The 14,994-nt window shown below is 65.1% G+C and carries 13 protein-coding genes and 1 rRNA gene; 4 read left to right on the top strand and 10 right to left on the bottom strand.

Features of this window, described 5'->3' with window-relative positions; genetic code table 11:
* Positions 1-80: 80 nt before the first annotated feature.
* Positions 81-1,058 (bottom strand): nucleoside hydrolase, encoded by a 978-nt coding sequence (locus BCAL_RS05105; protein ID WP_043166905.1) that lies wholly within the window; start codon positions 1,056-1,058, stop codon positions 81-83.
* A gap of 136 nt (positions 1,059-1,194) precedes the next feature.
* On the opposite strand from BCAL_RS05105, the gene trmD reads away from it, so the two are divergent.
* Positions 1,195-1,983, top strand: a complete 789-nt coding sequence (gene trmD / locus BCAL_RS05100; RefSeq protein WP_043166903.1) for a tRNA (guanosine(37)-N1)-methyltransferase TrmD — start codon at positions 1,195-1,197, stop codon at positions 1,981-1,983.
* Positions 1,984-2,021: 38 nt separating this feature from the next.
* Here the strand turns inward: trmD and BCAL_RS05095 are convergent, their stop codons facing one another.
* From BCAL_RS05095 to rpmB, 4 genes are all read right to left on the bottom strand, one after another.
* Positions 2,022-2,624, bottom strand: a complete 603-nt coding sequence (locus BCAL_RS05095; protein WP_043166902.1) for a nitroreductase family protein — start codon at positions 2,622-2,624, stop codon at positions 2,022-2,024.
* Between the two features lie 144 nt (positions 2,625-2,768).
* On the bottom strand, positions 2,769-3,389 hold the full coding sequence (locus tag BCAL_RS05090; protein WP_043166900.1) for an RsmD family RNA methyltransferase: 621 nt from the start codon (positions 3,387-3,389) through the stop codon (positions 2,769-2,771).
* A gap of 11 nt (positions 3,390-3,400) precedes the next feature.
* Positions 3,401-5,896, bottom strand: a complete 2,496-nt coding sequence (locus BCAL_RS05085) for an ATP-dependent DNA helicase RecG (RefSeq protein ID WP_081887261.1) — start codon at positions 5,894-5,896, stop codon at positions 3,401-3,403.
* A 138-nt stretch (positions 5,897-6,034) separates the two neighbouring features.
* Positions 6,035-6,229: a 50S ribosomal protein L28 gene (gene rpmB, locus BCAL_RS05080; RefSeq protein ID WP_043166896.1), complete on the bottom strand. Its 195-nt coding sequence runs from the start codon at positions 6,227-6,229 to the stop codon at positions 6,035-6,037.
* 393 nt (positions 6,230-6,622) lie between these two features.
* Between rpmB and BCAL_RS05075 the strand changes: the two genes are divergently transcribed.
* The 3 genes from BCAL_RS05075 (at position 6,623) to BCAL_RS05065 (ending at position 9,799) form a co-directional block, all read left to right on the top strand.
* Positions 6,623-7,777, top strand: a complete 1,155-nt coding sequence (locus BCAL_RS05075; protein WP_238549622.1) for a PfkB family carbohydrate kinase — start codon at positions 6,623-6,625, stop codon at positions 7,775-7,777.
* A gap of 309 nt (positions 7,778-8,086) precedes the next feature.
* Positions 8,087-9,376 (top strand): MFS transporter, encoded by a 1,290-nt coding sequence (locus BCAL_RS05070; protein ID WP_043166895.1) that lies wholly within the window; start codon positions 8,087-8,089, stop codon positions 9,374-9,376.
* Between the two features lie 36 nt (positions 9,377-9,412).
* Entirely contained in the window at positions 9,413-9,799 is a 387-nt protein-coding gene (locus BCAL_RS05065; protein WP_152600408.1) for a hypothetical protein, read from the top strand.
* 15 nt (positions 9,800-9,814) lie between these two features.
* Here BCAL_RS05065 and BCAL_RS05060 read toward each other — a convergent pair whose 3' ends face one another.
* From BCAL_RS05060 to rrf, 5 genes are all read right to left on the bottom strand, one after another.
* A complete protein-coding gene (locus BCAL_RS05060; protein ID WP_043166891.1) occupies positions 9,815-10,990 on the bottom strand; it encodes a DUF6429 family protein in 1,176 nt (391 codons plus the stop codon).
* Between the two features lie 238 nt (positions 10,991-11,228).
* Positions 11,229-11,861: an HAD family hydrolase gene (locus tag BCAL_RS05055; RefSeq protein ID WP_052119254.1), complete on the bottom strand. Its 633-nt coding sequence runs from the start codon at positions 11,859-11,861 to the stop codon at positions 11,229-11,231.
* Positions 11,862-12,001: 140 nt separating this feature from the next.
* Positions 12,002-13,261, bottom strand: coding sequence for a MalY/PatB family protein (locus tag BCAL_RS05050; RefSeq protein ID WP_152600407.1), 1,260 nt, complete (start codon positions 13,259-13,261; stop codon positions 12,002-12,004).
* 100 nt (positions 13,262-13,361) lie between these two features.
* Positions 13,362-14,303: a LysR family transcriptional regulator gene (locus BCAL_RS05045; RefSeq protein WP_043166890.1), complete on the bottom strand. Its 942-nt coding sequence runs from the start codon at positions 14,301-14,303 to the stop codon at positions 13,362-13,364.
* 332 nt (positions 14,304-14,635) lie between these two features.
* A 5S ribosomal RNA gene (gene rrf, locus BCAL_RS05040) occupies positions 14,636-14,752 on the bottom strand.
* Positions 14,753-14,994: the final 242 nt, after the last annotated feature.

Here is a 14,994-nt window from a genome sequence, read left to right as displayed (position 1 = left end):
AGCGCTATAGGGTTTTCCTACACCCCCGGATTGTCTCGCATTCGGCGCCAGCATGCGAGACGCGGGCGGGCGGCGCCCCGTCACTTCGCCGCGAGGGCGGTGATGCGCGTCATGAACCTCTCGAGGAACTCCGGCACGTCGACGCCGAGGGCGACCTGCGTGTGCTTGTCCGGATCGGCCAGGCGCGCCCGGTCACCGATCGTGCGGCCGCGGAACGCGCCGTCCAGATCGACCTTCAGGTTCACGCCGAGGGTCGTGACGAGCATCGGGTCGAGCGCGGCGGCGACGGCGAGCGGGTCGTGTAGGCCGCATCCGCCGATCTCGGGCTGGTGGGCGAGGTAGAAGTCGATGTAGTAGTCGGTCATGTCGGCGAGGAAATCGCCCGCCGGGGTGCCGAGGGCGCGCCAGACGGCCGTGCCCTTGCGGGTCAGCGCGGTCTGGTGGGTCACGTCGAGGCCGATCATCGTGGTGCGCGCGCCGCAGCGGAACAGGTAGTCGGCGGCCTCGGGGTCCTGGGAGATGTTCGCCTCGGCGCCCGGGCTCACGTTGCCCGGCACGGTGAGCGCTCCGCCCATCAGGGTGATGCGCGCGCCGGAGTCCCTGATGTCCGGCGCGGTCTTGAGGACGGTGGCCATCGTGGTCATCGCGCCGGTCGGCACGATCACGAGGTTCTCGCCGTACGTGCGCGCCGCGTCGATGATGAAGTCGACCGCGGAGCCGTCCGGTTCGGCCTCGCGCGGCGAATCGGGAATCGTTGCGCCGCCGACGCCGTTGGGCGCGTGGACGGCGACCGATCCGGCGCTCGGCTCCCACGGTCCGTTCGCCGCGGGATCGTAGGCGAGCGGATGGTCGACGCCCGGGTAGACGGGCACGTCGTCGCGTCCGAACAGGTGCAGCACGGCGAGCGAGTTGCGCACGCCCCGGCGCACGGTGACGTTGCCGTACGTGCCGGTGATGCCGATCAGGTCGACCTCGTCGCCGCTGCCCAGCGCGTAGGCGATCGCCAGCGTATCGTCGATGCCCGTGTCCAGATCCAGAATCAGCTTGCGTGCCGCCATCGTCCGCTCCCTTGTCTCGTGTTGCTATCTATCAATAGCGCATGCCGTCACCCGCCCGATGGAACCCGACATGAACAATCCGTGAACCTCGAGTGCGGCCCCGCCGCCCGCACCCCTTGCGATAGGGTGGATGGTTATGAAGATCGATATCGTGAGCGTGTTCCCCGAGTATTTCGACGTGATGAACCTGAGTCTGATGGGCAAGGCGCAGGACAAGGGCCTGTTGCGCATTACGGCGCATAATTTGCGCGATTGGACGCATGACGTGCACCACTCGGTCGACGACACCCCGGTCGGCGGCGGCGCGGGCATGGTCATGAAACCCAGTGTCTGGGCCGAATGCCTCGATGAGCTGCTGGGGCCGGAGCCGGCGGATGGCCCGGTGCTGATCTTCCCGAACCCGTCGGCACCGCTGTTCACGCAGCGCGACGCGACCGAGCTCTCCCACGCCGAGCACCTGCTGTTCGGCTGCGGACGCTACGAGGGCTATGACGCGCGCATCCCCGAGTACTACCGTTCGCGCGGCGTGGACGTGCGCGAGTACTCGATCGGCGATTACGTGCTCAACGGCGGCGAGGTCGCCACTTCGGTGATGCTCGAGGCGATCACCCGCCTGATCCCGGGATTCATGGGCAACTCCGACTCCATCGTCGAGGAATCCTACACGGGAAGCAACGCCCTGCTCGAGCATCGCCAGTACACGAAACCCGCCGAATGGCGGGGTTTGAAGGTTCCGGACATCCTCCTGTCCGGAGACCACGGCAAGGTGGACCGCTATCGTCGCGACGAGGCGCTGGAGCGCACCAGCCAGATCCGCCCCGACCTGATCGAGCGGCTCGACTGCAAGTCGCTCGACAAGGCCGATCGCAAAACGCTGATCGCGCTCGGCTGGGAGGTCTCCTCCGTCCACCCGAGAAGGGTGTGAGCAGGTGGCTGGTTCCCAGGGAACCAGCCACCCATCGATCACAGACCGAACACCTTGACGCGGGCGTCTGCCGGCTGCTTGTCGACCGGGGCGGCCGGCTGGGCGACGACGCCGAACGGCATCTGGGCCTGCAGCTTCCAGCTCTCCGGCAGGCCGAACTCGGCGGTGACGGCCTCGTCGATCAGCGGGTTGTAGTGCTGCAGGGAGGCGCCGAGGCCCTTGTCGGCGAGCGCGGTCCACACGGCGAGCTGCAGCATGCCGGCGGCGTCACGGGCGAAGCCCGGGAAGTTGGCGGCGTAGGCGGGGATGTTCTCCTGCAGCTGCTTGGTGACGTCCTCGTCGTCGTAGAAGAGCACGGTGCCGTGGCCGGCGGCGAAGGCGTTGATCTTGGCCTCGGTGGACTTGAACTGCTCATCGTCGTTGACGACCTTGCGCAGGGTCTCCTTGACGATGTCCCACAGCTTCTGGTTGGCGTCGCCGAACAGGACGACGGCGCGCTGCGGCTGGGAGTTGAAGGCGCTCGGCACCTCGACGGTGACCTTCTTGACGAGGTCGGCGATCTCCTGATCGCTGATCGGGGAGGCGTCGGTCAGGGCGTACTGGGAGCGGCGCTTTTCGAGTTCCTCGACGAAGTTCGACATGGTTCATGTCCCTTTCATGTGATCGTGTCCCGGCCCGTCACGATCCAACATCATGAGATATCTCGTTTCGAGCCATCGCTTACGGATATCACGATACGAGATATCCCAGACAGCGCGGTTTCGCCCGCGAAAAGCCAACGAGCCTCAGCGCTCGATGTAGAACACGGCCGTCTCGCCGTAGTCACGGCGATCGGTGATGTCCCACCCCTCGGGAGGAACGGGGTCGTCGGAGCGCGCGGAACGCTCCAGCACGATCACCGTGCCTTCGCCGGCCATGCCCGACGCAGCCAGATCGGCGAGCAGTTTCTCGCACGCCTCGGTCTCGAACGCGTAGGGCGGGTCGATGAAGATCACGTCGTACGCGGCGGCCGCGGGCGAGGCCGTCACCACGCCGTCGCCGCCGTCGCCCGCAGCATCCCGATGCGCCGGCTCCGCGAACTTCTCGGCCTTCGCGCGCACCACGCGGGCCTTGAGATCGGCCGTCCACGCGCGATTGCGCTTCAACGCGCCGAGCGTCTTCGCGATCAGCGCGGCCGCCGGACCGTTCGCCTCGACCGCGACGAGCTCGCGGGCCCCGCGCGAGAGCGCCTCGATGCCGAGCGCGCCCGTACCGGCGAACAGGTCGAGCACGCGGGCGTCGTCGAGCACGCCCCACGAGTCGAGACGCGAGAAGATCGCCTCCTTGGTGCGGTCGGTGGTGGGGCGGGTCACGCTTTTCGGCGTGGTCAGCGCCATGCCCTTGAATCGTCCGGAAATCACACGCATGATGATCGACCTTAGTTGGAGGTCAGGAAGGTCTCGTTGCCGCGCGTGAAATCGAGCACGGCGCCGGCGAGCTGCGGGTTGCCGGACAGATCCGGGTCGTCGGCGAGCAGACGCTCCGCGCGTTCGCGCGCGTCGACGATGAGATCGGCGTCCTTGACGACGCGCAGCAGCTTGAGGCTGGATTTCGCGCCGGACTGCGCGTCGCCGAGCACGTCGCCGGCACCGCGCAGCTCCAGATCGGCCTTGGCGATCTCGGCGCCGTCGAGCGAACCGCGGATGACGTCCAGTCGCTGCGCGGCGATCGACCCGGCCTCGGCGCGCGAGACGAGGAACGCCCAGCTGTCGGTGCCGCCGCGCCCGACGCGGCCGCGCAGCTGATGCAGCTGGGACAGGCCGTACCGGTCGGCGTCGAAGATGACGATGCAGCTGGCCTGCCTGACGTCGACGCCCACCTCGATGACGGTCGTGGCGACGAGGATCGGCGTCTCGCCGGATGCGAAATCGGCCATGACGGCGGTTTTGACGTCGTCCTTGTCGCGTCCGGTCAGAGTCGCGAACCGCACGCCCCGGAACTGCGGCAGGGCCTTGAGCCGCTCGGTGATCTCCGCGACCGAATGCAGCGGCGGGCGGGCGACGGCATCGCCGTTCTCGTCCAGCGCCTCGAACAGGTCGTCGATGCCGTCGTCCGCGTCCGGCGCGTCGTCCGCGGCATCGGCGTCACCGGCACCATCCGCGGCATCGGCACCATCCGCGTCGATGCGGGCGCACACGATGTACGCGCGCTCCCCCGCGTCGATGCGCGAGCGGATGTGCGCGAACATGCGTCCCATCGTCGGGCCGTCCGATTCGTCGACGACGATCGTGCGGATCGGCTTGCGCCCGCCGGGCAGTTCGGTCAGCCACGAGATGTCGAGATCGCCGAACCAGGTCATCGCGGCGGTGCGCGGGATCGGCGTGGCGGTCATCACCAGCAGATGCGGCACGGTGCCGTCGGCCGATTCGGCACTGAGGGAATCACGCTGTTCGACGCCGAAGCGATGCTGTTCGTCGATGACGACGAGCGCGAGGTTCGGCGCCTGGAACGTCTTGGAGAACGCGGCGTGCGTGGCGACGATGATGCCCGGTTCGCCGCTGGCCGCGGCCGCGAGCGCCTTGCGCCGGGCCGCGAGCCGCATGCCGCCGGTCAGCAGCGTGACCGGCACGCCCAGCCCCTCGACCATCCGGCCGATGGAGTCATGGTGCTGTTCGGCGAGCACCTGCGTGGGGGCGACGAGCACGGCCTGACGCCCCGCGCCGACCGCCTGCATCATCGCGGCGAGCGCGACGACGGTCTTGCCGGAGCCGACCTCGCCCTGCAGCAGACGGCGCATCGGGCGTTCGCCGGACATGTCACGGGCGATGTCGTCGACGACCGCACGCTGGCCGTCGGTCAGCGTGAACGGCAGCGAGGCGAGGAACCGGTCGCGCAGGCCGCCCTTGTCCTCCCCCTCACCCTCGTTCAGCGGGCAGGGCGTGGCGGGTGACTGATGCGCGCTGTTGCGCGCCTTGAGCAGGGCGCTCTGGCAGACGAACGCCTCCTCGTAGCGCAGCGTCTCGATGCCCTTGTGGAACTGCTCGACCGTCTTGGGGTCGTGGATCGCGCGGAACGCGTCGGCCCGGTGCATGAGACCGCGTGCGGCGCGCACGTCCTCGGGCAGCACGTCGGGGATGGCCTTGGCGAGCGTGCCGGTGAACTCCTCCTCGTCGCCGCGCGACTGCAGGATGATGTCGTCGGTGCCGGGCGCGGCGATGTCGCGTCCGCCGAGCGCCCACATCAGGCTCAGAATGGTCTCGTGGATGCGTTCGCTGGACAGTCGCGCGGACGCGTGATAGACGGGTCGCGGCCGGCAGACGCGTGCAAGACCCTCGATCGGCGAGGGCGCATCGTAGGAGGGCTTGCGCTGAGTGCGCGGGGAGCGGTCGCGCACCTTGCGTTCGATGTCGATGTCCGGGGAGAAGGCGAGCCACGGGTCGGCGGCCCGGGCGGCGCGTGCGGCGCGGGTGTTGCCGCCGAGCGGATTGCCCGGCGCCACGGTGAGGATCTGCGGATGCGTGAACTGCAACTGGCCCATGTATTCGCCCGCGGTGCCGGCGACGACCACGGTGGCGCCGTTGGTGAGCCGGGCGGCCATCCAGTCGATGTAGCTGCGTTTGCCGGAGAAGAAGACGAGGCGGGCCCTGCCGGAGGCGACGCCGCGCGTCGCCGCGTAGATGGCGTCGTCGACGATGACCTCGAGTCGCAGCATCCGACCGGTCGCCACGCGCGACGAGACAACCGTCGCCACGAACGCCATCGGCTCGCCGATACGCGCCTCGCCTACGGCGCGTGCGGGAACGGGATCGGACACGCGGAACGGATAGTAGGTCAGCGCATCGCCGATGGTTCTGATGCCGAACGATTTGAGCGTGGACGCACGCCGCTTGTTCGCCAGCAGCGAGGCGACCCGGGTAGCCAGCTTGATGCTCATGGCAATCCATTGTTCCCGCATACGCGGACGGCACCGGCCAACGCCACACTGCTCCCGACCACGCGAGCCTACGCTCATAGCAAAAGCCCCCATCGGCGAACCGATGGGGGCTTCGTAACGCTTATGCTATCGCGCACTTCACGCAACCACGCGCTGGACCTTGCCGGCCTTGAGGCACTTGGCGCACACGGCGATACGGACGTTCTGGCCGTCGACGGTGGTGCGCACCGGCTGAAGGTTCGGGCGGAAGCGACGCTTGTTGCGGATATGCGAGTGAGACACGGTGTATCCGACCTGCGGACCCTTGCCGCACACTGCACAACGAGCTGCCATGATGGACTCCCTTTAACCTTGACTGTCAAGTCTTTTCGCGTTCCGGCCGGACGCGTCTACACACATCGGGCATATGACTATAGGTCTATGCAGATATGCGCCGATTGCATCTAGCCGAACACACAACTTCACGAATATATCCTGAAATGGGGACAAACGCAACCACGGCGTGGTATGCTACCCGCCACGAGCCTCCGATCCGGCGTCAAACCGTCATCGAACCCGCCGGAAAAACGGATCAGCGTCGGAATATTGTCCATTGCGCTTCCAGCGTGTTCGCATAGAATCACGGTAGAACTGAAAGCAGGGGCACAGGCGCACGCAAGGATGCGGAACCTGCAGCACCCGACAACATAAAACATTCGAAGGTTCCACGGGCACAAGGAGGACACGATGCTCGGATTGACAGTCAACGAGGAGACCATGCTCGGCAAGCTCATCGCCAGAAGAAAGGCCGAGGCGGAGGAGGAGCTGCGCCGCCACGAGGAGGAGGAACGCAACCGCGAGCGCGAGGCGAAGGACCACACGCCCTCCGTGATCTCGCTCGGTCAGGTGTGGGTCGACATCATGATGGATGTGGACTCGCTGCCGGCGAGCGGCGGATTCACCGTCGCGGACGCCGCGCATCCGGCGATCGGCGGCAGCTACCGCGTACTCGATGCGGTCAGCCGCATGGGCGTGCCCGCCGAGCACGCGGGCGTCATCGGCAACGGCGTATGGGCGTCGATGATCCGCAAGGCGTACGAGGAGGACGGCATCGTCCACGTCGGACCGAGCCGGCTCGACGTGGATTCCGGATTCCGTCTCGTCTTCCACGACGGCGACGACCGCAAGACGTTCGTCGCGCACTACGGCGCCGAGGCGCGAGGCGACGAACACACGTTCGACACGCTCGAACCGGGCGCCGGCGACGTGGTCCACATCTCCGGCAACACGCTGCTCGACCACACGGCAGCCGGCATCGACGAATTCATGGACCGCGCCGGCAGCGATCCGAGGAAGCGGCCGTACCACCTCGTCATCAATCCCACGAACACGCTCAAGCTCGTCAACGACCATCTGCTCGAGGATCTGGTGCTGGCCCGCCCGATCTGGTCCTGCAACCGCCAGGAGGCGACGACGCTGGCCGAACGCCTCGGCATCGCCCTCGACGAAGGCGACACCCTCACCGTCGGCGGCGGCTTCGACAAGGCGATGAACGCGCTGTGCGACGCGCTCGGCAACACGCTGCGCGCCCCGCTGATCGTACGCGCGGGCGCACGCGGCGCATGGGTGCGCGAGCCGGGCGGCGACGTGCTGCACGTCGAGGGATACCCGACCAAGGGTGTCCACACGCGTTCCGCCGGCTCCTGCCACACCGGCGCGATGTGCGCGATGCTCGCGAAGGGCTGGTCGCTCGCCGACGCAGTGAACATCGCCAACGCGGCCGCCTCGATCGCCATCCAGCGCTCCCACGCCGGCGTGCCGGTCTGCCCGTCCGCCGACGAGGCCATCCAGCTCGCCGGAGTGGATCCCGAATCGCCGTCCGAATCGCCGTCCTCGCACTGACATGACCATTTCCTAGGCACTTTTCTCACTTCCTAGGCAGGCGGGTGGTCGGCGACCGCGGGAGGCACGAAAGAAACCGTTGGTTTTCCGCGCCTCCCGCGCCGGGCACAGGACGTGATCAGGACGCGACCTGCCTAGGAAACGCAAAATCTGCCTAAGAAACGTCTCCTCTATGCGCCTCTATGCGCCTCGACATAAGTTCATCCTGCGTTCACCTATGCACGGCCCACACCGGTGCCACGCATCCGTACGATTAAAGATGGTCTGGACGTTCCGCCGAACGCCCCACGGATTCGTCGAGGAGTGAACATGTCCGAAAGCACCGCTGCGGCCCTGCCCGCCTCCGCCAGACTCACCGCGCGTGAGAAGAAGTGGATCGTCTACGACGTGGGCAACTCCGCGTTCGTGCTGCTGTCGACCGCCGTCATCCCGATCTACGCGAAGTCGCTGATGCCGGCGGACGGCAACATCGTGTCCGCGTGGGGCTACGCGCAGACGATCGCCTCGCTGGTGATCGCCCTGCTCATGCCGCTGCTCGGCTCGATCGCCGACGTGCAGGGCATGAAGATCAAGTTCTTCCTCGGCTTCTTCGGCACCGGCGTGGTGATGTGCTGCGCGATGGCCCTGCCGCTGACCTGGCTGCCGTTCCTCATCGTCTACGTGCTGGCGACGATCGGCCTGAACGGCTCACTCACGTTCTATGATTCGATGCTCATCGACACGACCTCGAACGAGCGCATGGACAAGGTCTCCTCGCACGGCTACGGATGGGGCTACGTCGGCTCGACGATCCCGTTCATCGCCTGCATCGCCCTGATCTTCGGCGGCCCCTCGCTTCTCGGCTGGTCGACAACCGCCTGCACGCGCGCCGCGTTCATCATCACGGCCATCTGGTGGGTGGCGTTCACGATCCCGCTCATCACCAGCTACACGCAGGTCCACTACCGTGCCACCCGCGACCACGCCGCCGAGGCCGTGCGCGGCACGTTCACCGAATTGGCCGGCACGTTGCGCAAGCTCGTGAAGAACAAGCCGCTGTGGATGTTCATGATCGCGTTCTTCTTCTACATCGACGCGGTCAACACCGTGATCTCGATGAGCACGTCGTACGGCACGCAGCTCGGCATCGACTCGACCCAGCTGGTCGTCGCGCTGCTGGTCACGCAGTTCGTGGCCTTCCCGTGCGCGATCATCTACGGACGACTCGCCGGCCGATTCGGATGCAAGCCGATGATCATGGCCGCGGTGGTCGCGTACATGGGCATCGTGTTCTTCGCCACGTTCTTCCTCAAGTCGGCCGTCGAATTCTGGATCCTTGCGATCCTGGTCGGCATGTTCCAAGGCGGCATCCAGGCGCTCTCCCGCTCCTACTACGGCAAGATCATCCCCAAGGAGCACGCCAACGAGTACTACGGACTGTACGATATCTTCGGCAAGACGGCCTCGATCCTCGGCACGTTCCTCGTCGCCACGACCACGACCCTGACCGGCAACGCCTCCCTCGGCGTCCTGTCCATCGCGATCCTGCTCGTCGTCGCCCTCGTCTTCCTGACCCTGCAGAAGGACCCGACACGCACGGCCGCGGCCCGGACCGCCTGATATTCCGGGGACGACTATCTTGGCGTCATGAACGTCATGAGCGTCATGAACATGCTGCGGGCGATCGCGCGGCATTGGAAGGCGCTGGCGGTCGTCGTCGCGCTCGCCGTCATCGCCACGGACGGCACCGGGTTCACGCACGCGCAGATCGACGACGCGATAGACGCCATGCTTGAAAGCAAGCAGTCGTTGCACGGCTGTTCGATCGACAGCGTCACCTTCGACGAGACCCGCTCGGACGACATGCTGCGCTCGGAGGTTCGGATGGTCGAGAACTCGGGCGCGGACAGCGGCTCCTCCGTGTACAGCGCCATCAGGAAGTACGGCATCGACCACGTCGCCGTATTCACCACCGACTACGCCTTCGCGCCCGGCTCGCCCGACGCCGAGCGCGGCTGGGTGTACATCGACAGCGGAAGCTGACGCATCAACATGATGTCACAGTGAATCGATCCCTTTCTTCCACTCGACCATGGACTTGTGATCGGGGTGGTTCGGGTCGGTATACGCCTTGAGGAACTCGGCGAACCCCCATGGTCCTCCGACGTCTTCAGGAGGTGCGTCACCCTCACTCCCACAAACCGTGGGATGTTCGATCTCGCTTGTTTTGTTGGTCTTGACAAGCTTGATCTCGTGTTCCCAGTTGTCGCCGTAATCGTACGTGTACAACGCGGTGCGGCTGCGCGGGAACACTTCATCAAGACGCACGGTGTCCGCGTCGGCGGGCGTACGCCGGCTCCAGTAGTCGTCGAACGAATTCTCGTTCGACGAGGACTCCAACTGGTATTTCACACCGCGACTGTTCAGCTGGATGTTCCATAGGTGGTAGTCCTTCCAGTCGAACGCATGCTGGATGGCCATGTGCAGGTCGGTGAAGGACGATCCGGCTGGCATCTCGATTTCACGCCAGCACACCAGTGGCTTGCCGTCAGGTGACGTCGCATCGTATAGACGCAAAGTCACGCGTAACAGGAAGGAACGCGGATCATCGACGTCTACGTACTTCGTGTCAATATGTTCGGCGATATCATCCATCGGTGTTGAATCACCGTAGCTGGCGTATCCGCGGAACTGATCGAGGCCCGAACGATCCGCACGGGATTGGTCGCCATCGCTTTCCAGCATCGTCACCAATCCGTGCGGACCAAAGACGTGTTCGGGATCGTTCCGTTCATCAGAGGGATCGAGGTCAGGACGACCTGCCGCGCGTGCCATCAGCGACATCACCACCATCTGCGCTTCTTGCTCGGTGAGAGTGTCGATGTCTTCCATCATCTCCGCGAACATGTCATGATGCGCATGATGCACACCGTTCGCAGCGCCACCACCGGTCATGATCCGATACCGATCGACCAATGCCTTGGCGAGACCAACTCCCTGCTCCGTCAGATAGACGGACTTGTTGCCCTTGCGCCCCTCTACCAGTTGTTCATCACGTAGCGCATCCACGGCGCCCCAGCTGTAGCTGACCCACGAGCGCAGCAAGGGTTTGGCGCCCTCGGTCTTGGAACTCTCATCCCATGATGTCAGCCACAACAGCATCAGGGTGAGATCCTTGATCATCCCGTCACGCCATGCATCCGATTCGACAGGTGTCTCGCTTGAATTGTCCATTTGTTTCTCCCTTGAAATCGTATCACCGATATGCACCACTGTATAAGGTCTTGATGAGCCAGCCGTGACGACCGTGTTTATAGACGTATTCGGTCAGCTGCAGTAGCCACCGCTCTCGAGCGCAAGCAGATGTACCAATCTGCCAGGGACGTCCCCTGCATCGAACTCCGACCGGCATACACGCTCACGAATGAACACCTTGACACGCATCGTATGCTTCATACTCTCATCTTGACTCTCACTGCCCGAGCAGCAGGGGGCGCAGCGTCGCCTCGTCGACGAACCGGATGCCGGTCAAGCCCGGTACGGCGGCCGACGCGGCGTCGGCGTTGCGCTGCTTGTCGTCGACGAACGCGGTATGCTCCGGGTCGACGCCGAACCGCGCGACCGCCCGACGGTAGATCTCCGCGTCGGGCTTGTGGATTTTCTCGGCGCTGGAGACGACCACGTCGCGCAAGATGTTCAGCGCGGGGAACAGTTCGCGCGCCGCATCCACGTATTTCACGGTGAAGTTGGTCAGTCCCCAGCAGCGTACGCCGGCCGCGTCCAGATCACGCAGCAGCGCGGCCATGCCCGGCAGCATGCCGGCGAGCGCGAGTCGCTGACGCCGGAAATATGTGGCGTACGCCTCCAGCTGACGCACTTTGCCGCCTGATTCCTCCCCGATGCCGTGCCGCGACGCGTACTCGGCGAGGACCTGTTCCTCGCTCCAGCCAAGGTCGGACAGGATGTCGTAATGCCAGAAGCCGAACGGATCGCGCCGGTCGAAGAGCGCGTCGAGCACGTCGTCGGGGAACAGGCCCTCGACGGCGCGTCGCGGCCTCCAGTCGACCAGCACGTCGCAGAAATCGAAGATGATGTCGGTGTACATGCCTGTCAGCTTACAGCGAATCGTTCTCAGTAAGAAATGTGTGAGCCAATCACACATTCCCGCACAATCGCACATGTCGAAAAAGCCCGGAATTTCGCCCTTTCGAAGGCAGGCATGTGCGATTCACGCACTTCGTGGGCTCACACGTTTGCTATTGAGAATGATTCGCTGCACAGCCCGTCCGCGCGCAACGCCTTATACATGCGATCAAAGCACTCCCTGAGCAGCGGGTAGGGCATAGCGAAGTTCATGCGCACGCATCCGGCGCCGCACTCGCCGCACTCGCGTCCGTCGGTCAGGGCAACTTCGGCCTTCTCGAGGAAGTATGCGGCCGGATCGTCAATGCCCAGCGGCGAGAAATCGAGCCACGCGATGTACGTGCCCTGCGGCGGAATGTAGCCCACACGCGTGAAGCGCGTGCGCATTTCGTCGTTGACCAGCGCGATGTTGCGCTCGATGTACTTCAATACCCCGTCGAACCATGCGCTGCCACCGTCGTAGGCCGCGGTGGTGGCGATCGCGCCGATGGTCGCGGTCTGGTGCTCGGACCATTCCGCGTTGCGCATCCACAGGTCGAGGTCGTCGGGGTTGGTGAGGATCACCTGCGCGCACTTGGTGCCGGGGATGTTGAACGATTTCGAGGCGGATGTGGACGTGAACGCCTGCCTCGCGGTCCGCTCGTCGATCGAGGCGAACGGCACGTGCGTGTGCCCCCGGTAGACAAACGGCGCGTGGATCTCGTCGGAGAAGATGCGCACGTCGTACTTCTCCGCGAGATCGGAGATACGCAGCATCTCGTCACGCGTGAGCACCTTGCCGATCGGATTGTGGGGATTGCACAGCGTGAACGCGTGACAGCCGGCGGCGAACGCGCGCTCGATCGCGTCGAAGTCGAACAGCCACTCCCCTGAGGCGTCGTCGCGCAGCATCGGGATCTCGATGACGTCGACGCCGTACAGGCGCGGCACGCTCAGGAACGGCATGTAGGCGGGCGTCGGCACGATGATCGAGTTGCCGACGCGTACGATCTCGCGCAGAAACACCTCGAACGCCTCGAGCACGTCTGGGACCGGGCGGATGACCGCCGGGTTGACGTTCCAGTCGTAGCGCAGCTGCCATGCGGCGCAGGATCGCGCGACCTCCTTCTTCCACGGGTCGGGGATGTAGCCGAGCGCTCCGCGTTCGGTCGCCTGTTCGATGGCCTTGGCGACGCACGGCGCGAGCCCGTAGTCCATCTCCGCGATGAACGCCCCGATGCATCCGGGGTGACGGGTCCACTTGTCCGAACCGATGCGTTCGAGTTCCTCGATGCTCTCCGCGTCGATGCGCGCGGCGTCGAAGCCGCCGTCGGTCTTCGTCTCGTTCATGGGACGGTCGATGATGCTGCTCTTCGTATCCATGACGCCCATTGTTCCCGGCGTGGATCGGCCGCTCAACGTCGCCGTTCCCCGGAATCGTGATGGCGTTGGCAATATTGCTTATCGACCCCGTGTCCCGTTCTCAGGCCGGTTTGCCGCCGATCAGGTATCTCAACGCGGTACGCTTCAGCTCCTCGATGAGCGGCTGCAATGCGGGCCGCTTGTCACCGGCGCGCGTGACGACGCCGATCTCGCGCGACGCATAATCGTCCATGATCGGACAGGCGACAAGGTCCTCGCCAAGATTGATATGCGTGTCCAGTGCCGGTACGAGCGAGACGCCCATACCGACCTCCACGAGGTTCTGCGTCGCCCAATAGTCGTCCGTCGCGTGACGGATGTCCGGGGTGAATCCGGCGCGCGCGGCAAGTTTGACGAGGTTCGCGCGGCAGGTCGCGCAGCCGGCGATCCACGGTTCGTCCCTGGCCGCGGACAATGGCACCGGCGTCCCGTCCGATTCGTATGCGCGGGCGATGGCGCTCGAACGTCGCACCAGCAGGCGCAGAGGGTCGGTGCCGAGCGAATGGAAGTCGAGATCGTCGCCGATGGGCAGGAATCCGGGGATGCTGCTGTAACGGAACACGACGGCCGCGTCGGCCTTGCCCTGTGCGATCAGGGCGATCGCCTCGGGCGGCTCCATCTGCGTCAGGCTCAGTTCGATGTCGGTGTACATGCCGAGTTTGACGACCGTGCGCGCCGCGATCGTCGAGCAGATCGACGGAGGCGCGACGAGCGTCAGATGCGCGAATCGTCGCTCCCGATAATCCTTCAGCTCACGTTCCGCACGTTCCAGCCGATCCGCGATCGCCTCGCCGTGACGCGCGAGCATCGCGCCCGTGGCGGTCAGTTCGACCCCATGCGGCGTGCGATCGACCAGCATGGTGCCGCATTGCGATTCCAGCTTCTTGATCTGCTGGCTGATGGCCGGCTGCGACCAACCGGTCGCCTTGGCCGTGGCGGAGAACGAACCGTACTGTTCGATGCGCCACAGGGTGACCAGCGACTGCGGATTGAGGTCGGCCATACCTGGAACTCCTTGTCCGCCCGATAAGGATCAGGCTGCGGATGCTGCCATTGCCTGTCAGCGTACGTTCTTGCGGGTGTTTTCGATCGGTTTCCGGATAAAACCGTACGGATACCGATTGTAGGAGTACGGTTGTCCGGGAGCCTCCCGGGAATACCCGGAGGAACGTACTCTTACCGGCCGTGAGTGTACGTTCCTCCGGAAATCCCCCAAGAATGTCCGGCCAAACGTACTCCTGACCGTTATTACCGGGGCCGGATCCTCCCTGGGGCCGGAAAACAAAGAATCCCCGGGGACTGTGTTGTCCTGCCGGGGATCCTAGTGATGTTTGGTAGCGGCGACGTGCTACTCTCCCACATCCTCTCGGGTGCAGTACCATCGCCGTGCAAGGCCTTAGCTTCCGGGTTCGGAATGGGACCGGGCGTCTCACCTTGGCTATGGTCGCCGCAAATCTTCAATTAGCATCCCACCACAAGGGCGGGGGATGGAACCGTGACGGTTCGGGGACCGGACGGCGGACGCGAAAAGTGTTGACGTTCTGTGACCCGTTCGACCTGTTCAGTGTCGTACCGGGTGGTTCACGCAGTGCGTGACGCCCTCCCAAACGGGAGGATGTGTGATTGCCTTTTCCCCGTTAGTACCGGTCGGCTCCACCCCTCGCGGGGCTTCCACGTCCGGCCTATCGGACCAC

The organism is Bifidobacterium callitrichos DSM 23973, assembly GCF_000741175.1.
Taxonomy (GTDB): Bacteria; Actinomycetota; Actinomycetes; order Actinomycetales; family Bifidobacteriaceae; genus Bifidobacterium; species Bifidobacterium callitrichos.
The sequence above is the reverse complement of the archived record's forward strand: the minus strand, read 5'-3'. Positions and strand labels throughout refer to the sequence as shown.